The organism is Rhizorhabdus sp. GW822-FHT03C02, assembly GCF_058801765.1.
In genome coordinates, this window is record NZ_JBXANN010000007.1 from 255623 (window position 1) to 280134 (window position 24512).

A 24512-nucleotide genomic window follows, 5' to 3' on the forward strand; every position below is an offset into this window, starting at 1 on the left:
TCAAAACACTCAACCCGGCCGAGGTTCCCCCATTCGCGAAATTTTTGGGCCGTCGGCTGTGGCGGCGGATTTGTCGGGATCGGTCAAGTCGCCGCCCATCGGTTGCGGCACAGGGCGCGCGACGGCATCGCCCGGGCGGTCGCTCAACCGGCGGGCTTGATCGGGCGAAATCCGGGACTTATCACAGCCCGAAAATGATACAGGTGGAGGATATTATGACAGCCAGCAGCTTTCGCGCCGGGACCTCGATCGCCGCGCTGATCGGGGCCCTGCTCCTTCCCGCGCTCGCCTCCGCGCAGACCGCCGACGCCCCGCAGACCGAGCCCCAGACCGCCACCGACGACGAGATCGTCGTCACCGCCCAGCGCCGCACCGAGGCCTCGCGCGACGTCCCGATCACCGTCACCACGCTCGGCGCCGAGCAGCTGGCGGTCGCCAACGTCAACCAGCTGTCGGACACGGTGAAGCTGACCCCGGGCCTGCGCTTCGACAACCAGGGCGCGTCGAGCCAGCCGACGATCCGCGGCGTCGGCACCGCGATCACCACCTCGGGCGGCGGCCCGAACGTCGGCATCTATGTCGACGGCTTCTTCCAGTCGAACAGCTATGTGAACGACTTTCAGCTGATGAAGGTCCAGAACATCCAGGTGCTCAAAGGCCCGCAGGGCACGTTGTTCGGCCGCAACACCACCGGCGGCGCGATCCTGGTGACCACCGCCGATCCGAGCACCGACACCGCCGCCGAAGCCAAGGTCTCGTACGGCCGCTTCAACAGCGTGACCGCGCAGGGCTATGCGACCTTCGGGCTGACCGACAAGGTCGCGCTCGACGTCGAGGGGCTCTATCGCCGCGGCGACGGCTTCCAGACCAACGTCCTCGACGGCAACGACCATATCGGCCGCTACGAGAACTGGTCGTTCCGCGCCGGCGTGAAGGCCGAGCTGTCGGACGCGGTCTCGGTGCTGCTGCGCTATACCCATTCGGAAACCGACGATCCCACCCCGCAGCTCGTCAACGCCTATGTCGACAAGAGCGGCCAGGCCGGCTTCTTCAGCAAGGTCTCGCCCGCCGGCCAGGCGATCTACGGGACGTCGAGCTCGAAGGGGCTGCCGCTGATCTACCGCTTCGCGCCGACCGGCACCTACGCCACCAGCCCGAACCAGGTGGCGATGACCGACAAGGTGAGCTTCAAGACCAATTCGGACGTGATCCAGGGAACGATCAAGGCCGATCTCGGCATCGCCGACCTGACCTCCTACACCCAGTATCGGCACGACTTCACCCCGAACAAGGGCGATCTCGACGCGACGGCGCTGGGGCTGTTCTATATCTATATCGGCCCCGAGGATAAGACCTTCTCGCAGGAGTTCGTGCTCAACTCGCACGCCGGATCGCGGCTGCAATGGACCGCGGGCCTCAACTATTTCCAGGTCCGCGACACCTGGGACGTCGACGCCTCGTTCGCCAGCTCGCCCTTCCTCGACTTCGGCGGATCGAGCACCTTCACCAAGTCGGTCGCCGCCTTCGCCGACGCGACCTACGAGCTCAACGACAAGCTGTTCCTGACGGTCGGCGGGCGTTTCAGCCACGACATCGTCGCCGACGCCTATTTCAAGACCAACTTCACCACCACCCAATATGAAGGGCCGACCGGCGCGCCGATCTCGACCGCCGGCCTGCTTCCCGAGACCAAGATCTTCGTCAAGACGCTCAAGAACGACAGCTTCACCCCGCGCGCGGTGCTGCGCTACAAGCCGAGCGACCAGTCGAGCGTCTATGCCTCGTTCACCCGCGGCTACAAGGCGGGCATCCTCAATGTCGGCGGGCTGTCGGCGGTGCCGGTCAAGCCCGAGAAGATCAACGCCTATGAGGTCGGCTATAAATATGGCGACCGCGCGCTGTCGGTCGACCTCGCCGGCTATTATTACGACTATAAGAACCTGCAGGTGTCGAGCTACCAGAACGGCGCCGCGCAGATCCGCAACGCCGCCTCCTCGGAGATTTACGGCCTTGAGGCGCAGGCGCGCTACAGACTGAGCCAGGCCTTCACCGTGACCGGCGGCGCCGCCTGGACCCATGCCCGCTACAAGTCGTTCAAGAACGCGCCTTATTACAGCTATTGCGATCCGACCGCGCCTGCGACCAGCGCGATGGCGTGCGGCGCGATCGGGCCGGGCTCGCTGACCCAGACCACCACCGACGCCTCGGGCCTGCACATGCAGCGCGCGCCCGACTTCACCGCCAATGCCGGCGCCAGCTATGGCCTCGACCTCGGCGGCGGACGGCTGACCCTGTCGGGCAACCTCTATTATTCGTCGTCCTTCTATTTCGACCCGTCCGAACAGTTCAAGCAGAAGGCCTATGAGGTGCTCGCGCTGCGCGCGCAGTGGGTCGATCCGAGCGAGCGCTATACGGTCGCGGTGTTCGGCGACAATGTCACCGGCAAGCGCTACCGCAGCCAGGTGCTGTTCAACACGCTCGGCATCGGCAGCGTCTGGGCGCAGCCGACCACCTATGGCTTGTCGCTCGGCGCCAAGTTCTAAGCCTCAGACCGTCTCGACCGGCTCCGCGTAAAGCGCGCGGAGCCGGTCGAACGCGGTGCCCGGCCCTTCCGCCAGCCGCTGTTCGATCAGCGCGGCGACCCGCTCGGGCGGGTTTTCAACCGTGTCGATCTCGAGATCGTAGATGTCGTTGGCGTAGACCGCCTCGTAGAACCACGGCCGCAGCCGGTCGAGCCGGTCGACGATCTTGCGCACCGCATCCTCGCCAAGCAGGTCGATCGGCATCTTCTTGTCCATCGTGCGGTTGGCGATCCGGTCGAGCAGCACGTCATAGGGGCATTTGAGCGAGACGAAGAGCACCGGCAGGTCCTTCAGCCGCCAGACGATATCCTGGATGATCGGCGGATCGCGCATCATCAGATGGTCGAGGATGATGTTGCAGCCCTGGCGCGAGGCCGAAGCGACCCATTCATGCAGCGTGGCGAAGGCCTGTAGCCCCTTCGGCCCGAAGCTCCAGCGCAGCGGACCGTCGGGATCGTCCGGATCGACCGGATGGGCATGGACCCCCTCGCGCGACCGCGTGCCATGATGGCCGAACTGGGCGGGGAAGCTCCCCGCCATGAAATGGTCGATGCCATAGAGCAGCCAGAAGTCGCCCGACCGCTTCGCCAGCAGCTCGGCGGCGGTCGACTTGCCCGACCCCGAGGTGCCGCTCACGATGATGATCTGTCCCGCCACACCTCTCTCCTTCATTGGCCTACGGCATTTGCACGCCGGGTTGAACCTTGCCGATCCTCCCTAAAGCGCAGCTTTGGGGAGGGGGACCGCCCGCAGGGCGGTGGAGGGGTTATGCGGAACATCGCCGCAGGCCTTCGGGTCGAAGTCGGAGAACCCCTCCACCAGCTCCGCTGGTCCCCCTCCCCACGCTTCGCGCAGGGAGGATCTGCTGGCTTCGCCCGACACCTGATCCGACCGCCCTCATTGGCCCAGCGCCAGTTCGCCCCGCGCGATCTTGCGGAATTTGCGCGCCGAGCAGAATTCCTGATGTTCGCCCCAATGGGTCTCCCCATCCCAGGCCCATTCGGTGAGCGACCAGACCACCGTGTGGGTGGTGTAGCCGGTGTGGATCAGCCCCTGTTCCACCCGGCCGTCGACGACCAGTTCGCGGCCGAGCGTGTCGACCGCCTCGACCCGCACCCGGCTGGGGCCATAGCGGCCATAGTCGAGCGCGGTGCGGGTGCCCGACACCAGGCTGGCCATCGCCCCGCCTTTCCAGACGAAGCCGCCGATGATCGCGCGCACCGGCCCCTCGCCCATCGTGATCGCATGGAAGCAGCGCGTCTCGGCGATGCCCCAGAAATAGCTGCCCGACGCGATCCGGTCATAGGTGCGCGGGCCCGACGAGGCGTCGCGCATCGACAGGCAGTCGATCGCGATCGTCCGGCCTTCGAGCATGATCGTCCCCGTCATCCGCCCCGGCTGTTCGAGATGATAGCGCGCATTCTTCTCCTGGACCGAATGGGTCGCCTCCAGCTCGTGGAGCGGCCCGATCGCCTCCCACGACAGGTCCATCGTCAGCCCCTCGCGGTCATAGCCGATCGCATAGCGCCGCAGAGGCTCGATCACCCGGCACGACAGCGAATTGGCAGCGACCATGTCGAACTTGGCCGCCCCTTCGGGCATCGCCTGGAGATGCGCCCAGTCGAAATAGAGGCAGTTCCAGAAGCAGGTGCGATCGGGCTGCCACAGGATCGGGCCGCCGTTGAGCATCCCCATATTGGGGCGAAAATAATAATGGATGATGCCGTTGATCTTCTCGTCGGGCTTGTTGAGCGAGAACCACACGCTCTCGTTCCAATAGGGATTGTCATCGCGCGCGTCGGAGAAGCGGTCGGGGGCCGGCAGCACGGGGGTCGGCATCGAGCATTCGGCCTTTCATGGTCGTGTCGGCAGGGGCGATGCAACCGCATCCAGACCTGCCGGAGAATCCTCTAGGTCAATCCTCGCACGGCCGCTTTGCCTGACGACGAACCCTCATTTGCCGATCAGCGCGCGGAACGCCGTCATCCGCCGTCAGTGCTGGTGGCGCAGGATCATCGCGACCCGCTCGTTGCGCGCGCGCCCCGCCGGGGTCGCATTGTCGGCGATCGGATCGGCGGCGCCGCGCCCTTCCGCCGACAGCCGCGACCGGGCGATGCCCCCTTCCTCGAGCGCGCTCACCAGCCATTCGGCGCGCGCGGTCGACAGCTTCAGGTCCGCCGCCGGATCGTCGCTCGCGGCGGTATAGCCGATGACATGGACCGCCACCTTGGGATTGGCTTTGAGGATCGCGACCCCGCGTCCGATCCGCACCTTCGATTCGATCGTCGGCTCGACCGCGCGGCCGTCATATTCATGGCCGCCCAGTTCGAAATAGCGCTCGCTGTCGTCGGACGAGGCCAACCAGTCGACCATGTCGCGGCCGACGCTGCCCTTGGGGGCGGTCAGCACCGCGCCATTGGGCAAGGCGACCACCGCCGACAGGTCCGGCGCGCGCTGCACCGGCTCGGGTGGGGTTTGCCCGCAGGATTTCACGCCAAGGCCGATCGCGGCGATCAACGCCAGTCCCAACGCCAGCAACAGCAACCGTGCCATGATGCCCTCCCCCGAAAGCGGTCGCGGCCGGCCGTCATCGGCGATCGGGCGCGTGCGGTGGCCAGCCTATCCCGGTCGGCGCGTCGATGCGAATCTTTGCGGAGCGGGCTGCGCCGTCATCCGCGACGCCGGCGCGATGAACGCGCCTCACGCCGCGCCATCGTCATCATGCTAGTGCTAATGACTTGCAATTAGATGAATCTGTTCTACTGGCCTTGCCGTCGATGGGGCAAGGGAGAATGTCATAATGTCCATGGTTCTTGCATTGATGGCCGCCGCGGTTGCGCCCGCTGCCGCCGCCGACGTCGCCGCCGATCCCCAGCGCAGCGACGAGATCGTCGTCACCGGCCAGACCGAAGGCAGCGACGATTATGCGGTCAAGGCGCAGACGACCGCGACCCGCATGCCGCTCAGCCAGCGCGAGACCCCGCAGTCGATCAGCGTGGTGACCCGCGCCCAGATCGAGGATTTCCAGCTCAACGACGTCAACGCGCTGCTGGCGACGGTACCCGGGGTCAACGTACAGGCACAGGAGACCGACCGCTTCTATTATTCGGCGCGCGGCTTCGACATCCAGACCTTCCAGATCGACGGCATCGGCCTGCCCTTCGCGTTCGAGGTCCAGACCGGATCGATCGACACCGCGATCTACGATCATATCGAGGTGGTGCGCGGCGCCCCCGGCCTGCTCTCGTCGACCGGCAACCCGTCCGCGGTGGTCAACTTCATCCGCAAGCGCCCGACCAGGGAATTCCAGGCATCGGCGAGCGCGCAATATGGCTCGTTCGACAATCGCCGGCTCGACGCCGATGTCAGCGTGCCGCTGACCCATGACGGCAGCATCCGCGCCCGCGCGGTCGGCGCCTGGCTCGACACCGACTCCTATCTCGATCGCTATCAGCTGCGCCGCTGGACCGGTTACGGCATCGTCGAGGCCGATATCGGATCGAGCACGACCGTCAGCGGCGGCTATGGCTATCAGAACCACCAGACCCATGGCGCGATGTGGGGGGCGCTGCCGCTTTATTATAGCGACGGCACCCGGATCGACCTGCCGCGCTCGGCGAACACCGGGCCCGACTGGGCCGGCTGGAACGTGATCGACCGGCAGATCTTCGGCGACATCACCCACCAGTTCGGCGGCGACTGGGTCGCCAAGCTGAGCGTGGTGCGCCGCGCCAACAGCGAGAACGACAAGCTGTTCTACGTCTATGGCAATCCCGACAAGACCACCGGCGACGGCATCTTCAGCTACCCGGGGGCGTTCAGCGGCGAAGGCCGCAACCTGACCATCGACGCCTATGTCTCGGGCAAGGCGCAGCTGTTCGGCCGCGCGCACGACGTGATGCTGGGGGTCAATCGCAGCGCCCAGCATTATCAGCAGGGATCGAGCTATGTGGACTCGACGATCGGGGTCGGGCTGCCGCTGGCGACCACCGCGTTCGACGGCAGCTTCGCGCTGCCCGCTTTCCCGACCCCCTATGTCCCGAGCCTCGACCAGCATAGCCGCCGCGAGACCGTCTATGGTCTGATCCGGCTCAACCTTGCCGATCCGCTCAAGCTGATGATCGGCGGCAATTACACCCATGCGCTCAGCGAGGGGCAGTCCTACGGCACCCCGACCGAATATGATCGCAAGCGCTTCCTGCCGTTCGTCGGCGCAACCTACGATCTCACCGCGAACATCAGCGCCTATGCGAGCTTCGCGACGATCTTCAACCCGCAGAGCCAGTTCGGCGCGAACAACCAGCTGCTCAAACCGATCGAGGGCGACAATCTCGAGGCCGGGGTCAAGGGCGAGTGGTTCGACGGCCGGCTCAACGCGAGCGCGGCGATCTTCCAGGCGCGCCAGAAGAACACCGCCGAGGCGGCCGGGTTCGACACGACCAACGGCCGGACGATCTATCGCGGCGTCGACGCTAAGTCGCAGGGCGTCGAGCTCGAGTTCGGCGGCCAGATCGTCCCCGGCCTGCAAGCGACCGGCGGCTATACGCTGATGCGGATCCGCGGCGAGGACGGCGAACCGGTGCGCACCTTCGTGCCCCGCAACACCGCGCGGCTCAACCTGACCTACTCGCCGCCGTCCTTCTCCGCGCTCAAGCTCGGCGCCTCGCTCCAATATCAGAGCCGCATCTATCTCGAGCCCGATGGGATCGTCTCGTCGACGACCGGCCGGCAGGTGCGGATCACCCAGGGCAGCTATGCGCTGCTCGACCTGCTCGCGCGCTACACGATCAGCGAACATGTCGCGGTGAGCGCCAACCTGAAGAACGTCACCAACGCCAAATATCTCGGCGCGCTCAATTACGACCAGGGCTATTACGGCGCCCCGCGGTCGGTGCTCGGGACGGTGACCGTTCGCTATTGAGGCAGAGCGCCGATTGCCATGAACGCCATCCGTTCATAGTGGTCGGCGCCGTTTCCGGTCCGGCCGGCTTCGAAGCGTGTGAAGAAATCGCTAGCCGGAGATTTTACCCCCATCCACCGTCGTTCCCGCGAAGGCGGGAACCCATCCGGTGCTGACATAAGCGCCTGAATTTAGGTTCAATTCGAGCCATCGTGCGCGGAAACTACTGAGCGCAAACGATAGACTGGACAGGCTCCCGCCTTCGCGGGAGCGACGGAGGCGATTTCTTCACACGCTCTTCGGGCGGACGGATCAATGGAGCTTCAGTCGCGGCCGGACGATGCGGTTGACATGACCGACGACGATCATCGCCGCCCCTTTCAGCCATCCATGAATGGCGATGAGATGCATGCGATAGAGCGACAGGTAGATGAAACGCGCCAGCCGCCCCTCGACGGCCAGCTTGCCACCGACCAGATTGCCCATCAGCGTCCCGACCGTCGAAAAGCGGCTCAGCGACACCAGCGAGCCATGATCCTTGTAGACGAACGGGACCGGTGTCCGGCCGGCCATCAGCCGGTTGAGATTGGCGAACACCGTTACCGCCATCTGGTGCGCGGCCTGCGCCCGGGGCGGAACCGGCCGTTCCTGCCCGGGCAGGAGGCAATAGGCACAGTCGCCCATCGCGAAGATGCGGCGATCGTCGACCGACTGCAGGCTCGGCGTCACCATGATCTGGCCCGCGCGCGCGCATTCGAGCCCGTCGAGGCCACCGGCGATGGGGGTCGCCTTCACCCCGGCGGCCCAGACCTGGAGATCGGCCGGGACGACCTCACCCTGGCGCGTCACCATGCCGTCCGGCGTCGAGGCGGTGACCTGGGTGTCGGTGAGGACGCGAACGCCCAGCACCTCGAGTTCATGGTGCGCGGCCGCGGCCAGCCGTTCGGGCAGCGCCGGCAATAGGCGCGGCCCGGCTTCGATCAGGGTGACCGCGAGCCGGCTGCCGTCGAACACTTCGAGCCCGTAATGCCCCAGTGCCTCGGCCGCATTGAACAGTTCCGCCGCCAGTTCGACGCCCGTCGCGCCGCCGCCGACGATCGCGATCCGGACATGCGCATCGCTCGACGGGTCGGCCATCATCGCCCGCGACACGCCCAGGCAATGATTCAGCAGGCGGTCCCGAAACTGGTCGGCCTGCCAACGGCGGTCGAGGAAGGTGCAATTATCGGCAACCCCGGGCGTTCCGAAATCATTGGTGACCGAGCCGAAGGCGAGCACCAGATAGTCGTAACGAATGTTGTGCGCCGCGACGACCTCTCTGCCCCGGTCGTCCCGCAGCGGCGCCAGATGGACCTGCCGGCCGGCGCGATCGATCGACGCGAGGGTGCCGTGGAAGTAACGATAGCCCCAGCGGTGACAATGGCTGCGATAGCCGACCTCGTCCATATTGGCGTCGAGCGATCCGGTCGCGACCTCGTGGAGCAGCGGCTTCCAGATATGGGTCCGGTTGCAATCGACCAGGATGATGTCGTGATCCCGCCGGCCATAGCGACGGCCGAGCCGCGCCGCGAGTTCCAGCCCGGAAGCGCCCCCGCCGACGATGACGATCTGGGTCTTGCTCGATGCCATGACCTGCTTCTTTCCTGACGGCGACGTCTCGCGATATCGGAACCCGCCGAAATCCGCTACGCCCCGACATCCGGAAAGACCATATCCGCTCCTATGAACGAGATACCGGACGCGGCACGGCTCAGCTCTGCAGATTTTCGGTCAGGTCCGGAAATCGCTCGCCGACGTCTCAGTTCGCCTCGCGCATCTCCGCCACCTGTTTCGCACTGACGTCGGACGGCCTGGCGCCGAAGCGCGCGGTCACATAATTGGCGACCGCGGCGATCTCGGTGTCGGTATAGGCGGCCGCGAAGCTCGGCATCAGCGGATGGCCGCCGGTCGACGGACCCGAACCGTTGAGCACCATCTGGGCGACGTTGACCGCACTGGGGTCGTTGACGGCGCGGCCGCCGGTGAGCTGCGCCTGGGCGACGAGCGCCCCCGCCCCGGTCCAGGCATGGCAGCTGGCGCAGGCTCCCTCGAAGATCCGCTTGCCGGTCGGGTTGTCGGTCGGTCCCGCGCTCGCCAGCCGCGGCGCCGGCCCCGCCGGTTCGGGCGAGGCCGATGACCGGATCGGCGGCACCGTCCGCAAATAGGTGACGATCGCGGCGATATCGCCGGGCGTCAGCCTGGCGAGGCTGAGCTCGACCGCCTCGCGCATCGGCCCCGACGCGGTGCCGCGACCGACCGCATGGCCCTTCGCCAGATAGGCGGCGGTCTCGGCCTCGCTCCACGCGCCGATGCCGCTCAGCCGGTCGCTGGTGATGTTATAGGCGTTCCAGCCCTCGGCCTGGCCGCCCGCCATCTTGCGGCGGGTGTCGGGCGCCTGCATCAGATTGCGCGGGCTGTGGCATTCGGCGCAGTGCCCCGCCGCCTCGACCAGATAGGCGCCGCGATTCCACGCCGGGCTGCGCTCGGCTACGGGCATGAAGCGGCTGTCCTTGTTGAACAAGGTCCCCCAGATCGCCATCAGCCAGCGCTGGTTGAACGGAAAGACGAAGCTGTTCGGCAAGGTCGCCTGGCGCACCGGCTTGAGCGAGAAGAGATAGGTCTTGATCGCCAGCACGTCCTGATCGGTCAGCATCGTGTAGGAGGCATAGGGAAAGGCCGGATAAAGCCGCTCGCCGCCCTTGCCGATCCCCTTGTGGACCGCGCGCAGGAAGTCGGCGTCGGTCCAGCGGCCGATGCCGGTGACCGGATCGGGGGTGATATTGGGGGTGTAGATCGTCCCGAACGGCAGCTTGAATGGCCGGCCGCCGGCGAAGGGCACGCCGCCCTTGGCGGTATGGCAGGCCGCGCAGTCGGCGGCGGCGGTCAGATAGGCACCGCGGCTCAGCGCGTCGCCCGGCGGCAGATCGGCGGGGACACCCGTCGGCGAAGGGCCGGCATAAGCGGCGAGATCGACCGCATGGCCGCCCGCGAAATCTGTCACCCCCGGCTGGAACACCAGCCACCCCATATAGGCGGCCACGACCAGCCCGATCGCGGCGGGCACGCCGATCACCCAGCGCAGGATCCGGCGTCTCGTCATGACTTGCCCTTGGCGATGCGCGCGCGATCGATCGGCATGCGCGTCAATTGGATGCCGGTCGCGGCGAGGATGGCGTTGTTGATCGCCGGCTGGACGATGACGGTACCCGGCTCGCCGATCCCGCCCGGCGGTTCGCTGCTCGGCACGATATGCGCCTCGATCGCCGGCATCTCGTCGATCCGCACCAGCCGATAATCGTTGAAATTGCTCTGCTGCACCCGCCCGTCGGCGATCGTCACCTGGCCGTGCAGGATCGTCGTGATCCCGAACACGACCCCGCCCTGGATCTGCGCGACCAGCGTATCGGGGTTGACCACCATGCCGACATCGGCGGCGATCACGACCCGGGTCACGCGGACATCGCCATCGTCGGCGACGACGACATCGGCGACGCAGCCGAGAAAGCTACCGAACGAGGCGAGCAAGGCGAAGCCGCGCCCTGCCCGGCCGCCGCCCACCGGTGCTGCAAGCGGTGCGGTCCAGCCGGCCTTGGCGACCGCCAATTCGAGCGCGCCGAGCGCGCGCTTGTTTTTCTGCAGCATCGACCGGCGGAAGGCGACCGGATCGAGGCTGTTCTTGTGCGCGATCAGATCGAGAAAACATTCGGCCGAGAAGACATTGCTGTTGGGGCCGACCCCGCGCCAGAAGGCGACCGGTATCGGGGTCTCGTGGCGAACATATTCGACGAGCACATTCGGGAAGTCATAAGGCTGGTTGATCGCGCCATCGACCGCGTCGCCGTCGATGCCGTCCTTGAACGCCGGCGGCAGCCAGCGCGCCATGATCGACGGCCCGGTGACGCGGTGGTGCCAGGCGACGACCTTGCCCTGCTCGACCCGCGCCTTGAGCCGGTCATGATAGAGCGGCCGGTACAGTTCCTGCTGGATGTCCTCCTCGCGGGTCCACACGATCTTGACCGGTCCGTCGACCTTCTGCGCGATCCGCACCGCCTTGACGACGCCGTCGACCTCGAGCCGGCGGCCGAAGCCGCCACCGATCAGATGATTGTTGAGGACGACCTTCGCCGCGGGAACGCCGAGGACGGCGGCCGCCTGGTCCTGCGCCATGCCGGGCGCCTGGGTGCCGACCCAGATCTCGCAGCCGCCGCCCTGGACATGGACCGTGCAGTTCATCGGCTCCATCGGCGCATGGGCGAGGAACGGCAGTTCATAGGTGGCGTCGAACAGCGCCCCATCGGTCAGTTGCCCGGCCGCGTCGCCGAGCTTCTGCGCGGTGACGCCGGGCCCCTGCGATGCTTTTTCGAGACCGGCCCACAGCTGGTCCTGGCTCAGCCCGCCATTGCTGCCATCGGCCCAGCGCAGCACCAGCGCCGCGAGCCCCTGCTTCGCCGCCCACATATGGTCGCCGACGACCGCCACCATATTGTCGAGGACGACGATCTGGCGCACGCCCGGCACCGTTTTCGCCTGGGCGTCGTCGACGCCGACGAGCTTGCCGCCGAACACCGGGCTCGACGCGAGCGTCGCATATTTCATCCCGGGCAGCCGGACGTCGATCCCGAACTGCGCGCTGCCGTCGACCTTGGCGGGGCTGTCGAGCCGATGGGCGGGCTTGCCGATCAGCCGGAACGCCTTCGGATCCTTCAGGACGACATCGGCGGGCGGCTTGAGCCCGGCCGCGCGGCCCGCCAGCTTGCCATAGGCGATCGATCGCCCGCTCGGATCATGATGGACGATGCCCTGCTCGGTGCGCAGCGTCGCGGCGGGCACCCCCCAGCCGGTCGCCGCGGCCTCGACCAGCATCGCCCGCGCGGTGGCGCCGGCTTTGCGCAGCGGCACAAACCAAGCCATCGTCGTCGTCGATCCGCCGGTCGCCTGGATCACCAGCGCGGGGCTGCCATAAAGCGCCTGATCGGGCGGCGCATGTTCGGTGACGACCTGGTCGAGGCCGACATCGAGTTCCTCGGCGAGCATCATCGAGGTCGACGTATAGGCGCCCTGCCCCATCTCGACCGCGGGCATCACGAAGGTCACCCGGCTGTCGGGCGCGATGCGGATGAAGGCGTTGAACGGCGCGCCGGACGCGGCCGCGCCGCTTTCGTCGGCGACCGCGCGCCCGACGAGGTTGATGCCGATCATCAGCCCGCCACCGACCACCGCCCCCGCCCGCAGCAGCGAACGGCGCGAGACGCCTGCCGACGGACCGGGCGATCCCGCCGGATCGGACGATGCGGGCGATTCCGCCGAAGCGTCAGACCGATCGCGCAGCATGTTTGATCCCTTCGCGGATGCGCGCATAGGTGCCGCAGCGGCACAGATTGCCGGCCATGGCGGCGTCGATATCGGCATCCTGCGGCGCCGGGTTGGCGGCGAGCAGCGCGGTCGCCGACATGATCTGGCCGGGCTGGCAATAACCGCACTGCATGACCTCGAGCTCGAGCCACGCCTTCTGGATGCGCGCCCCCGCCGGGGTTGCGCCGATCGCCTCGATCGTGGTGATCCGGCGATCGCCGACGACCCCGACCGGCAACTGGCACGACCGCACCGCCTCGCCATCGAGATGGACGGTGCAAGCGCCGCACTGGGCAACGCCACAACCGAACTTCGTGCCGGTCAAACCCAGCACGTCGCGCAGCGCCCACAGCAGCGGCACGTCGTCGGCCACCTCGACCTCCCGCGCCGTTCCGTTGATCGTCAAAGTCGGCAAGGATATCTCCGCCCGCTGGATTGGCTTGGGGCCGCATGGCGACCAAAGCCCATGATCGGCATCTAGCAGCCTTTGCCGAGCCGGTCCCCTCATCTCAAAGTATGATATGCGACGCCGGAGAGGCGCGTCGGCCGCGACACGCGCGACCCCGGAAATCTGTTCCGGCCTTATGGCCGAATTGCACATAAGGTCGGCCGGCAAGCGCGGGAACAGCGGCCTGCCGTCCGCTAGGCCGTGAACTCATAAAGGCACTTGAGATTTGACGTGCCGGGTGATTCAGGCGTCCCATTGATTGGGAGGTTTGATGACACGGCGGCGGTACGAACTGACGGATCGGGAATGGGCGATCATCGAACCGCTGTTGCCGAACAAGCCGAGGGGCGTTCCCCGGGTCGATGATCGGCGCGTGCTGAACGGCATAATGTGGCGGTTTCGAACTGGCTCGCCGTGGGCGGAGGTCCCTGAGCGCTACGGGCCACCGACGACCTGCTACAACCGGTTCGTCCGCTGGCGCAAAGCGGGGGTGTGGGACCGACTTCTCGCGGCGGTTTCAGCCGGTTTCAACGGCGAACTGGTGATGATCGACTCCACCTGCGTGCGTGTCCACCAACATGCCGCGACAGGCAAAAAGGGGGATCCACAGATCATGGCATGGGACGTTCCCGGGGCGGTCTTACCAGCAAGCTCCATGCTCTTGTCGACGCTGAAGGACGTCCTGTCAGCCTGCGCCTGACCGGTGGTCAGGTCCATGACGCCTGCGAAGCCGAAGCGCTGATCGAAGCAGCCCCTGAGAATGCCACGCTGCTCGGGGACAAGGGCTATGACAGCAATGCGATCCGCGCCAAGGCGGCGGAAAGGAACATCTGGGCCAACATCCCTAACAAGGCCAACCGCAAACAGCGCTTTGCCTTCTCACCCTGGCTCTACCGCCAGCGCAATCTCGTCGAGCGCTTCTTCTGCCGCATCAAACATTTTCGCGGCATCGCCACCCGATACGACAAGAAAGACGCCAATTATCTCGCTGCCGTCAAACTCGTCTGCGCTCGCATCTGGTGCAACACGTTATGAGTCTACGGCCTAATAGACGCTGCTCATGAAGAAGCCGTCGCCATGGGGCGTCATCGGCCGGGGGTTGGCTTCGGCATAGAGCGGCACGTTGAACCGTGGGCAATTGCGCCTCCGCAATGCTCTTATATCCGCAATAGTGAACTCGGGAAAGCGATGGCTGCCCGGATAATAGAAGAGTTCGCCGGCACCCCGCGCCACATCCTCGAGCGCGATCCAGGACGCCGCGAAATCGCGCGGCAGCGAATAAGCGACATAGGTCGAATTCTGGTGCGCCTGCTGTCCCGATCCACGCAGGAATGTCAGCGTCTGGGAGGCGAGCGGCCGGCATTCGAAGAGCAGGCTCAGATAGCGCACGAGCGTCGAACTCAGGATGAGATCGCGGATCGCGCTCGACTGGACATGAAGGTCGAGCGCCTTGGTGGCGTGCGCGCGAATTTCGGGACGCCAGGCGAGCGGCTGGAGCGACACCGGATGGCATTCGAACAGCAGCGATGGAACGAGACCGCGATAGGCCTGATCGAGCGCGGCCTCGGCCGCGTCGAGCAGCTGGTTCGGGACGGCCTGGGGGAAGATCATATAGCCGTTCGCGATGAAGAACAGCAGCCGCTCGGCCTCCTCGCTGGTGATCATGCCGATTTCGTAGCGGCCGGCGACGCGATCGACCGCGTCCGGAGCATCGATCCACAGGCCGCCATGGATCGAGCGTGGAGCATGGGCGTTGGGTGCGCGCGAGGCCGCCGGTGTCGGCAGATAGCCGCGCGCCAGGCCGCGGGCGCGATAATGGTTATAGGCCGAGGCCGTCACCGCCCGCGCCAGCTCGCCTTTTACCAGCGGATAGCGGCTGCGATAGAAATCCTCGTCGAACGGGGACGGCAGGCGTCCCTGGGGCCGCCCGAACCGCTCATAATGCGCCTGTCCCGACGCGAATGTCTGCTTTCGGATCGCCTCGGCGACATCGGGATATTTGGCGAGATACCATTGCTCGTCAAAAGGCGCGCGATTCATGCTGGGCCAGCCGCAAGGCGTTTCGTCGAAGTCGAAACTCCTGTCTGGCCGGTAGAAGACATGTACCTTTGTCCCGTCTCGGATGAAGACTGGCGGCCTATCTTTCATCCTGCGTTTTGACGATGTCGGCCAGTGCCGGCTGCGCTCGAGACAGGCGTCGCCGCGTCCAAGGTCTCGGTGCATTGCCAACGACCTCGATACCCCGGCCATCACGCATCGTTTCTTCAGCATAATTGCCGATGACTTCCCGCTGTGACTGCGCCATGTATCGCATGTCAGTTAGGGGGCTGTAATCAAATATGAGGACCGCGTGCGCCACGGTCGCGAACCGTGATCTCTCGGCATGCGCCGCGCGCGAGCGAGGCGGTAAAGCGAGATGAGCGAAGCCGATTACAACAAGTGGCTCGAAGCGAGCGGAGCCAATTCGGCCGATGGCCGAAATACGCGAATACAATCGATAAGGCGTATCGAGCGTTGCCTCAGTGATCTCGGGTTCGCACACTGCGATCTCGACCAGGCATGGGCGGCCGATAAATTCGTCGCCCTATTGAGCCGTCTCGACCAGATAAAGGCGGACAGCCGGGCGGGCGGTCAGGATTATCGCAAGCTGATGCCGGATTCGAAAAACCCACTCCCGCGGTTGAAGAACTGGACCAGTTGGCTGAAGCAATATGGGCGCTTCCTTTCGGGTGAGGCAGCGGCGCCGGCGAGTGATGCCGATCGGATTCGTCAGCACGTGCTTCAGGAATATATTGAACCAGCTCGTGAGGCCGAACGCGATGGAGTGGATGTACGCGTTCGGGATGTGAACACCGCGCTCGGTCTCAACCAGGCGTGGCCGAACATCTGCCAAACCCTCACCGGGACGAAATTTCTCGACATGGCCGATGTCGGGCCTCCAGCGCGCACAGGCGCGAAAGTAAGTTCAGCAACGATCTATCATTTCAATCTCGGTGGAGAGACGGCGCTGGACGCCACCGCATTAGCAAGCATGAAGGCTCGCTTTCTCGAAACCTTTCCAAACTTCACAAGCTTCGACGTAGCGAGCGACTATTCGGGCCGGGAAGACGATTATAAGCGTGCCCTGATCAGCCGCGCAGCGGACATTATTGCCGGAGATTCTAAGGACGACGAGGGCACAGGCACAGCGCTGTTGGACCTTCTTGCGGGACGAGGCGGCTTGGAAAGCAACCTGCTCGGCTGGCGGATGGCGAGCGGATTACGCGGCGTCCGTGCAAAGCATCCCGGTGCCATCGAACAGGCCGCTGCCGAACTCGTTCGTGCCCCCGACATCGTCGCGGGCGTGGAGACGTTCCTAGAAACCTGCTGGCCGCTCCTGTCCGAAGGGCAGGAAAGCAGCATGCCATATGGCGACAGTCGCACGATCCCTACGATGCTCGCTGCGCTGGCGCGACCGTCCGACGTCGTCGGCCTGCGCTACCAGCCGTTCCACACCGTCGCCGCCGCTCTGCTCCACCGTTCGCTGTTCGCAAACGCGCGACTGTCATCGACGGAACTCGCCGATGCAATCGGCATGAGCCGGGCCATCCTCGCGGCGATGCGCGATTGGGGCTGGGCACCCCGCGACTTGTGGGACGTCCAAGGCTTCATCTGGACGGTGACCCAGGACGACACCGCCTTGCTCAAGAGGTTCGACGTCGACCCCGGTTTCAAAGCCGCGAGGTCGACCTGGTCGCGTCAGCAGTCGACGGCCTTTTGCCGCATCGCTCGCGCCGTGCATGATGCCGGGCTCGACTGGTGGTTTGTTCGGATCGAACCCTATGATCTTCGCTTCGGTCGAAAATCCGCAGGTCGCGCCAAGGCCGAGGGCGTGCTGGGCTACGTCAATCAGAATCCAGCATCGATATATTTCAACCGCCGCCCCAACATCATCGATGACGGCGTTCCCGATCGCTTGTCGCTGGCACAGACCGAATTGTTCGAGACGGTGCTCGCTGCAAAGCGTGAGAAAATCGCCAGCTGGTTGGCTCCATCACCACCTCGTCGGGGTCGATGGCCCGACGAGGGTAGTCCCGAGCAGAGCGACGATCTCATTTTCAAGGATGGCCAAGCCATGGTGCAACCCGATGCCACCAACCTCATCCTCTTTGGCCCGCCCGGCACCGGAAAGACGTTCAACACCGCGCGCGAGGCGGTGATGCTTTGCGATGGAAATGCGCCGTTTGCCGACGACACAACCGGCCGCGCAGCATTGATGGCACGCTACGACGAGCTTTGCCGCAGGAAGCGGATCGGCTTCGTCACCTTCCATCAAAATTTCAGCTACGAGGACTTCGTCGAAGGCCTGCGCCCGGTAAGTTCTGCAGAGGGAGACGCCGAGTCCGGCAGCGGATTCAGCCTCCAGCCGCAGGACGGCATCTTCAAACAGATCGCCGATCTTGCGGCGAGCAATCGCGGCAAGGCCATCGGCAACAGGCCGGTGATCGACCGTAGCAAGAGCATCTTCAAGATGTCGCTGGGCCGTAGCAGGGAAGTCGAAGACCACGTCATCTATCAGAATGCGATTAGCGGCGGCTACATCGTCCTTGGCTGGGGCGGCGAGATCGATTGGTCCGATCCGCAGTTCGACGAGTTCGCCGCGATCAAGCAGCGCTGGCGCGAGCAAGAACCGGACGCGACGGGCAACAATCCCAACATTGCCCAGACTTATACGTTCCGCGCCAATATGCAGGTCGGATCTCTGGTCATGATATCAGACGGGAACCGAAAATTTCGTGCGATTGGCGAGATCACCGGTCCCTATGAGTTCGTGCCGGCGTCGACGCGAGAATATCATCATCGCAGGCCCGTGAACTGGCTGTGGCACAGCGAGGAGAGCCTTCCCTCAGCCAGGATCTACGGAAAGGATTTGAGCCAGGTCTCGGCCTATCAGATGAACAGCCGGCTCGTGGATTGGGATGCGTTGGAGCAGGTGGTTGCCAGTGGCGGCGAAGCCGTGGAGACCACGGGAACGCCCGAGCCCTATGTCCTCATTATCGACGAGATCAACCGCGCGAACATCTCTAACGTGTTCGGAGAACTTATCACCCTCATCGAACCGGACAAGAGGCTGGAAAAGCCCAACGCCGTCAAAGTCACCCTACCCTACTCCAAAACCGAGTTCGGGGTGCCGTCGAACCTGCACATCATCGGGACCATGAACACCGCCGACCGATCGATCGCCCTACTGGACACAGCGCTCAGGAGACGTTTCGTCTTCCGGGAAATGGAACCCCGCCCCGATCTGCTGCAACAGATCGGCGATATCGACCTCCCGGCCATGCTGCGCAGCATCAATGATCGGATCGAATATCTGCTCGATCGTGAACATCGTATCGGTCATGCCTATTTCATTCATTGCAAAAGCCCGGCAGATGTCGACCAGGTAATGCGGGACAGAGTGATCCCTCTGCTTCAGGAATATTTCTTTGAGGATTGGAGCCGCATCCGTGCGGTAGTCGGAAGCGGCTTTATCGGGAGCCGCAAACTCCCGGCTCCCCCTGGGTTCAACGGCGAGGATCGGCAGAGCTGGTTCGTTCGCTCTGCCTTCACGCCGAACGCCTACACGATCTTGGTCAGCGGCAAAGGTGCCGACGATAGCGAAATCGAGGCGCCGATCGAAGAATGACCCATCTCTCTGTCCATGAATGGGGAAAGGTCGCGATCGGAGCCGGCGGTTTCGCGCGCGAGCAAGCGAACAGCCTGATCGCCGCCGCGCGCGAGCATCCGTTGGGCGGCGAAGAAGGTCTGGGCATCCTCTCGGACCACCACGGCCATCTGCGCGCCAAGCAAATGGTCGGCGTGATCGCCGGGCGTGGGTGCAGTCTCGAAATTCTGCCCAAGGTGGATCCCGACGCGACGGCCGAACCGGCGGCGTCCGTCCGCGCACGCCTCGTTCACATGCTCGATATGGCGCTGGGTCTCGAACTAGCAGACGGCGCGGCGGCGGACATGGCCCATCAATCGCACAACCTGCTAGATATCCTAATGCGATTGTTCGTAGACCGGCTGGTGGCCGAAACGCGACGCGGTTTGCCGCGCGCTTATGTGCGGTACGAACGCGATCTACCGGCGTTGCGAGGGCGGCTGAACAGTGTCGCGCAATTCACCCGCAACGCCGTACGCCCCGATCGTCTCGCCTGCCGATATGATGCTTTGTCGAACGACATCGCCCTGTTGCAGGCAATGAAGGCTGCTGTGATTTACCTCGCGGGACACGCGCGCGCGTTCGAGACACGCCGCCGGCTGGATGAGTTGCGCTTCGTCTTCGCCGACGTCTCGGACGTGGCGATTAGCGCGCTACCGTGGGCTAAGATACGAATCGACCGCAGCAATCGCCGTTGGGCGGTACTTTTGACTTTGGCAAAGCTGTTTCTCAGGCGCGAATGGCAGGCGACCCACCGTGATCCTGAGCGAGATGGAGGCATCACCCTTCTCTTCGCCATGAATGATCTCTTCGAAGCCTATATCGTGGCCCTCATGCGAGGCGCGCTTGCGGGGACCGGCATCGAAGTCGTTGCGCAGGGAGGCTTGCAGTATTGCCTCGGCGATTGGCGCGATCAGGAGACGGTATATAATCGTCTGCGCACGAAGCCCGATATCCTGCTGCGTCGGAACGGCAAGTGCGTTGCCGTGATCGACACCAAGTGGAAGCGCTTAGCCGTCGATCCTTTCAATAGAGAAAAAGGGGTTTCGCAGGCGGATGTCTATCAGATGATGGCCTATTCCCGCGTCTATGGTTCCCGGCGCTTGCTTTTGCTCTACCCGTCGGCTCCAGGTGCCGGTTCGAGCGCTCTCCAGCGTTTCGGTATCTTTGGCGGTCCCGACATGCTGACATTCGGTCGGATCGACATCTCGGCAAGGAAAGAGGGCGTGGTTGCAGAGATCAGGACGCTCGTAAACGCGCTGATCGAGTCTCAAGCACCGGCGCAATAGATGCGCATAGCTAGTCATGATCGATTGCCATTGTCGTTTGGCACCGATCTGCCCAGCGCATTGGTCGTGTCAGCCGCCCGATAGGAGTGGGATCCCCATCCGGAAGCCAACCACCTCTGGCATAGGATAGGGATGATGTCCGACCATAAGCGCCACCATTATGTGCCTCAGATGGCTCTCCGCCGATTCGCCAACCCGGATGGGCGTTCGCTCGGGCTCTACCATATCGCCAGCGGTCGCTTCGTTCCCCGCGCAAGCATACGAGACCAGGCGGCGCGGGACTGGTTTTATGGCAAGGACGGCGTCAACGAGGCGACGCTGGCGATCATCGAAGGTGAAGCCGCCCGGATAATCAACGACATCCTCACGACCGATCGACTGCCGCCATTTCTAGGGGGCGACTATATCGGCCTCATCCTCTACATCGCATTGCAGAACGGGCGCACCGTCGCTGCGGAAGCCGAGTTGAACCAGCGCGCAGACCATGCCGCCAAGGAATTGATCCGACGCCATTTCAAGAATGACGAGCGGCTAGCCGACCTGTTGCGCGTTAGGATAGGCATCGGCAATGCGGTCCAAGAGTCGGTCGCGGCCGCGTTCATCGGTGCGCCGATGCTCTACGATCTCGGTTGCACCCTGATTATCAACGATAGCGAATGTCCATTCCTGCTGTCGGATGCACCCGCGGTTCTCCACAATCGACTGTTCTCCCATCTCAAGGAGATTGGGGTCGTTGCCTATGGCAATGCAGGGCTCCAGCTCTTTTTGCCGCTGAGCCCTTCACGCGCCCTCATGTTCTACGACCGCGCGGCATATGCGGTCGGCGGGAAGCGACCCGCACTCTGGCGAATGGTCAATCCTCGCTATGCAGCGAGGATCAACGATCTGCAGTGGGAAGCTGCTCACGCCAGCATCTTCGTGCCACCAGGCGTTCCAGTCGCCGACATCGAGCGCGACGGAGCACGATGGCGAGCGCTACGCGATCCTATGCGAGTGAAAGCGAGCAGCATCGTCACACAGGACAATGCGCTGGGCAAAAAGACACTCATCGGGTTCGGTAGCCGGGCCTCGAAAGTCAATCTGGATTTGGGCTTCGTGCGCACCAGCATCGCGCCGCCGCCCTGGACGGACACCCATCCGCCCCTGCGCGGACCGTGGATTTCTGACATGATCGACATGGCTTTTGCCGTCCAGGAAGGCAGAGTCGACGTCAAAACCTATGTTGCCATATGTCTCATGACCGCCCGCGAGCGCGCCGGGCTTTCAACCGACCTGTGACGGCACTGACGGGGTAATTTGCCCCGCGCCCCCTGATTTGTCACCTTCCATCGAGGCATCACCTGTCATAAGATTAAACGGCAAAGGTGACCCTGACGAAATCGGGGTGGCCGTGGAGGAATCCACATCAACCCTGACGATCCTAGGAGTTGGCCATGACAGCTGTGCCGCAATATTCAAAACTCTTTACTTGCCTGTACGATGAAGCCGGACCAGTCGGTTCGCTTGGCCGTGGCACCCATTATTCCGTGTTTCGCGCGGTTGAGTGGCTCGATGTCACGCGCCGGCCGCTCGCTCTTCCGCAGACGCATGATTTCGCGGTGATCTGGGACGAAGACCATGACGAGCGCGTGATTGACGCCATCGAGCAGATTTACATGGCGGGCCTCTTGTCCCCGATCCAATTTATCGGCGAGCGCAAAGGCGGTCTCACCGCAATCGTGGCGGCGCGCTTCTACTTTTCAGGATCCGATGCCGACACGGAGGCCTACCGAAAGGCGATAGAAGCCATCAGCTACAGCCAACCTGATAGCTGGCCGACGGCGCTGGGCAGTTTTGACCGGTCGCCGGGCAGTCCGCATCAGTGCTTCTATGAGGGGATCATCAACGACAGCGAGCATAAGGTCGGCCTCTACCTCGCCAACATCGACTCTCTTTGGCGGCTCGGCACCTATAACTATTGCCCGGCCCACCCAACGGTGAATTGGCTCGACGTCGCGCCCCCGCCGCCCGGCGCGATCGGTCAGATGCCGCCAACCCCACCAATTGCAATGCGGACATTTCCGCCTGGCGGGATACTCCCGCCCGTGACTGGGCGGTGAGTTGAGTTGATGGGCCGTCGCATTCGGCCCTCGAAAGCGCTGTTCAGAATGAGCCGCTCAACCTTTAAAAGTGAAATGGGCGACCCGTTTCCGAGCCGCCCACCTTCATCAGAACCAACCAAATACGTGGAAGACCATCGCGAACAGCGCAATCGGGATCATGATCCCGAAGTCCATTCGGAAGTTCTTTCCGTTTGGTTCGCTGGTCTGGATGGAAAGATTAAGCTTCATAGCTTCTCCTTTACATCTCGCGTGAGGCTACTGATGAGTCGATGCACGCGGTTGACCAACGGAAGCGCAATTTCCAGTTTTAAGCAGTCTGGTTGGTACGCTTCCACCTCGACTGCGCCTGCCACCATGGCTGGGAAATCCGATCGCGACAAGGGGCAGAGCCAGAGCCCCACCGGTACGAACAGAAGCCTATCCTCCACTCCTCGACCGACAGATGCACTGATGGTTGGCAGCGAGTCTTCAATGTTCCTCCACCAAGCGAGCCGCTAAAGTGAGTTCGACTAGAGCTGTGCGCCGATCGGACAACTGCAGGAAATAGATGACAGAGGATTTGAAGGTTAATCTCGATTATATGAACGCGCTGCGGCCGATGGGGATTGTCGGTGCGCTGGGCGAACTTGCGCTCCGTCGTGTCAACGTCGGTGCGATGATCGCGTTAAACAAGCTTCCTGGCTGGGACGCCCTTTCATCATCCAGTGTCGTTGATCAGCTTATCGCGGCGCTGGTCGAGCACGCGGATGGCTCCAAGCTCACCCAGAAGGAGATGGAATCGCTTTCTGCCGATGAGCGCACTACCATCGTCTCCGGCCTGATTCAGCTCCACTCAAACTGGTTTGGCGGCAGCGATGAGGCGGAACGAGGGGCCGCGCCAGAGCATGGCGAAACGGACGAAGACTATTTGGCCAGAGGATTTCGAAAGACCAACAGTGAGTTCCGAGCCTCTCAAAAGCGCGTGGCGGAAGCGCTCTCGCGCTCGACTTCAGGAATGAGCGACAGGCTGAAAGCGGCATTGATCCCCGGCCTGACTGCTAATTCGACCGCGTCCGAGCGACTTGGCGGCATCCTCAAATCAATGTCACAAGGCTCCTCGATCGTTGATCGCATCAACGGCATGAAAGGGATACTTGGTACCGGTGATCCGAAGGCGGCGGCGATACCGACCGCGAAGACCACACATGAACCGTTCAAGATGTCCGAGATTACAATCCCCCCGCATCCGGCACACGAGACCAACGCGCTATTGGAAGATCTCGCCGAACGCATGGCTGACATGTACAAGCTTGCGATAGCGATGGGCGAACTACAGCGCAGCCTGAATGAGACAGCAACTGCCGCTGTTGCTCAGTTCAGCATGGGCGCGGAAGCTTCTGAGCGGGCGACTGCCGCCGGACTTGAACTGTCCCGCAACGGCCTCACGCTATCTAAGCGAGGACTCACTGTCGCAATCATATCAGCTGTCTTATCCGCAATCGCGATTATCACGTCGGTCTGGATATGGGCCGCGCAGCGCCAGGAGGATGAGGTCCGAGAGAAAGCGGCGATGGTGGAAGCAAGAAGACAGATAGCCATAGAGAGCCGACTGGCCGCCGCGCTGGAAGCAAATGTGAAGCTGGCAAGGGACAACGCCGCGGCTGCCAAACTCGCACAGGCCAACGCCGCCAAGGCTATAAAGCGCCCCCGCCGCCGTCGATGACCGCATTAGCGGCAGGATTGTTACGGTCGCGCTGGCATGCCACCGGCAGAAAGAAGCACAGTCGGAGACCTAATTCGCGCAACGCGCTAACTAACTCGAATATTCTAATACACCGGATCAAACAACATAACATCTCCAGTTCGTCGTCTCGTAAGTATATGCTGCGCCTGCAAATCCAATTGTAAACCCCGTGAGCGGATATTCTGGCCTAACCACTGGATTGTTGAAAGGACTAAAAAGGGATTTGTGCTAGGATTTTCACGTGTTGGGATGAGATCGTTTTTGACCCACGCCGTCCAATCCACCTGTCTTGCGAAACCATCGAGCTTCTCCACATCCCTATAATTGTGTACGGAGCGTTTGGAGCGGATAGTGCGAACACTCGTGGCAACATCAAGCCAACCGGAGCGAC

At 63.6% G+C, this 24512-nt stretch carries 16 protein-coding genes and 1 pseudogene; 8 read left to right on the top strand and 9 right to left on the bottom strand.

The window, feature by feature from the left end:
• Positions 1 to 215 precede the first annotated feature (215 nt).
• Entirely contained in the window at positions 216 to 2543 is a 2328-nt protein-coding gene (locus AC1RM6_RS18900; protein ID WP_493104013.1) for a TonB-dependent receptor, read from the top strand.
• Between the two features lie 3 nt (positions 2544 to 2546).
• Here the strand turns inward: AC1RM6_RS18900 and AC1RM6_RS18905 are convergent, their stop codons facing one another.
• The 3 genes from AC1RM6_RS18905 to AC1RM6_RS18915 form a co-directional block, all read right to left on the bottom strand.
• On the bottom strand, positions 2547 to 3239 hold the full coding sequence (locus tag AC1RM6_RS18905; protein ID WP_493104015.1) for a phosphotransferase-like protein: 693 nt from the start codon (positions 3237 to 3239) through the stop codon (positions 2547 to 2549).
• A gap of 240 nt (positions 3240 to 3479) precedes the next feature.
• Positions 3480 to 4421: a DUF7064 domain-containing protein gene (locus AC1RM6_RS18910; RefSeq protein ID WP_493104016.1), complete on the bottom strand. Its 942-nt coding sequence runs from the start codon at positions 4419 to 4421 to the stop codon at positions 3480 to 3482.
• A 153-nt stretch (positions 4422 to 4574) separates the two neighbouring features.
• Positions 4575 to 5135, bottom strand: coding sequence for an OmpA family protein (locus AC1RM6_RS18915; RefSeq protein ID WP_493104017.1), 561 nt, complete (start codon positions 5133 to 5135; stop codon positions 4575 to 4577).
• Between the two features lie 247 nt (positions 5136 to 5382).
• Here AC1RM6_RS18915 and AC1RM6_RS18920 point away from each other — a divergent pair, with 247 nt between their 5' ends.
• Entirely contained in the window at positions 5383 to 7503 is a 2121-nt protein-coding gene (locus AC1RM6_RS18920; RefSeq protein ID WP_493104019.1) for a TonB-dependent siderophore receptor, read from the top strand.
• Between the two features lie 291 nt (positions 7504 to 7794).
• Here the strand turns inward: AC1RM6_RS18920 and AC1RM6_RS18925 are convergent, their stop codons facing one another.
• The 4 genes from AC1RM6_RS18925 to AC1RM6_RS18940 all read right to left on the bottom strand — a co-directional run bounded on the left by AC1RM6_RS18925 (position 7795) and on the right by AC1RM6_RS18940 (position 13288).
• On the bottom strand, positions 7795 to 9111 hold the full coding sequence (locus tag AC1RM6_RS18925; RefSeq protein WP_493104021.1) for an NAD(P)/FAD-dependent oxidoreductase: 1317 nt from the start codon (positions 9109 to 9111) through the stop codon (positions 7795 to 7797).
• Between the two features lie 169 nt (positions 9112 to 9280).
• Positions 9281 to 10621, bottom strand: a complete 1341-nt coding sequence (locus AC1RM6_RS18930) for a c-type cytochrome (protein ID WP_493104023.1) — start codon at positions 10619 to 10621, stop codon at positions 9281 to 9283.
• On the bottom strand, positions 10618 to 12852 hold the full coding sequence (locus AC1RM6_RS18935) for a xanthine dehydrogenase family protein molybdopterin-binding subunit (RefSeq protein ID WP_493104024.1): 2235 nt from the start codon (positions 12850 to 12852) through the stop codon (positions 10618 to 10620). Before AC1RM6_RS18935 ends, AC1RM6_RS18930 begins: the two co-directional genes overlap by 4 nt.
• Positions 12833 to 13288 (bottom strand): (2Fe-2S)-binding protein, encoded by a 456-nt coding sequence (locus AC1RM6_RS18940; RefSeq protein ID WP_493104025.1) that lies wholly within the window; start codon positions 13286 to 13288, stop codon positions 12833 to 12835. Before AC1RM6_RS18940 ends, AC1RM6_RS18935 begins: the two co-directional genes overlap by 20 nt.
• Before the next feature lie 304 nt (positions 13289 to 13592).
• Here AC1RM6_RS18940 and AC1RM6_RS18945 point away from each other — a divergent pair.
• Positions 13593 to 14356: pseudogene (locus tag AC1RM6_RS18945) on the top strand (IS5 family transposase).
• A gap of 9 nt (positions 14357 to 14365) precedes the next feature.
• On the opposite strand, the gene AC1RM6_RS18950 reads toward AC1RM6_RS18945, so the two are convergent.
• A complete protein-coding gene (locus AC1RM6_RS18950; RefSeq protein ID WP_493104026.1) occupies positions 14366 to 15361 on the bottom strand; it encodes a phytanoyl-CoA dioxygenase family protein in 996 nt (331 codons plus the stop codon).
• 376 nt (positions 15362 to 15737) lie between these two features.
• On the opposite strand from AC1RM6_RS18950, the gene AC1RM6_RS18955 reads away from it, so the two are divergent.
• The 4 genes from AC1RM6_RS18955 to AC1RM6_RS18970 all read left to right on the top strand — a co-directional run bounded on the left by AC1RM6_RS18955 (position 15738) and on the right by AC1RM6_RS18970 (position 22395).
• On the top strand, positions 15738 to 18989 hold the full coding sequence (locus AC1RM6_RS18955; RefSeq protein WP_493104027.1) for a DUF8426 domain-containing protein: 3252 nt from the start codon (positions 15738 to 15740) through the stop codon (positions 18987 to 18989).
• Positions 18986 to 20296 carry an McrC family protein gene (locus AC1RM6_RS18960; RefSeq protein WP_493104028.1) on the top strand — a complete coding sequence of 437 codons (1311 nt, stop codon included), beginning with the start codon at positions 18986 to 18988 and terminating at the stop codon, positions 20294 to 20296. Before AC1RM6_RS18955 ends, AC1RM6_RS18960 begins: the two co-directional genes overlap by 4 nt.
• Before the next feature lie 135 nt (positions 20297 to 20431).
• The gene (locus tag AC1RM6_RS18965) at positions 20432 to 21574 is read left to right on the top strand and encodes a DUF4238 domain-containing protein (protein ID WP_493104030.1); all 1143 of its coding nucleotides are present in this window, start codon (positions 20432 to 20434) and stop codon (positions 21572 to 21574) included.
• Positions 21575 to 21729: 155 nt separating this feature from the next.
• Complete coding sequence (locus tag AC1RM6_RS18970) at positions 21730 to 22395, top strand: hypothetical protein (protein WP_493104032.1); 666 nt, start codon at positions 21730 to 21732, stop codon at positions 22393 to 22395.
• Positions 22396 to 22503: 108 nt separating this feature from the next.
• Here AC1RM6_RS18970 and AC1RM6_RS18975 read toward each other — a convergent pair whose 3' ends face one another.
• Positions 22504 to 22626 carry a hypothetical protein gene (locus AC1RM6_RS18975; protein WP_493104034.1) on the bottom strand — a complete coding sequence of 41 codons (123 nt, stop codon included), beginning with the start codon at positions 22624 to 22626 and terminating at the stop codon, positions 22504 to 22506.
• A 319-nt stretch (positions 22627 to 22945) separates the two neighbouring features.
• Between AC1RM6_RS18975 and AC1RM6_RS18980 the strand changes: the two genes are divergently transcribed.
• On the top strand, positions 22946 to 24100 hold the full coding sequence (locus AC1RM6_RS18980; protein ID WP_493104036.1) for a hypothetical protein: 1155 nt from the start codon (positions 22946 to 22948) through the stop codon (positions 24098 to 24100).
• Positions 24101 to 24512 lie beyond the last annotated feature (412 nt).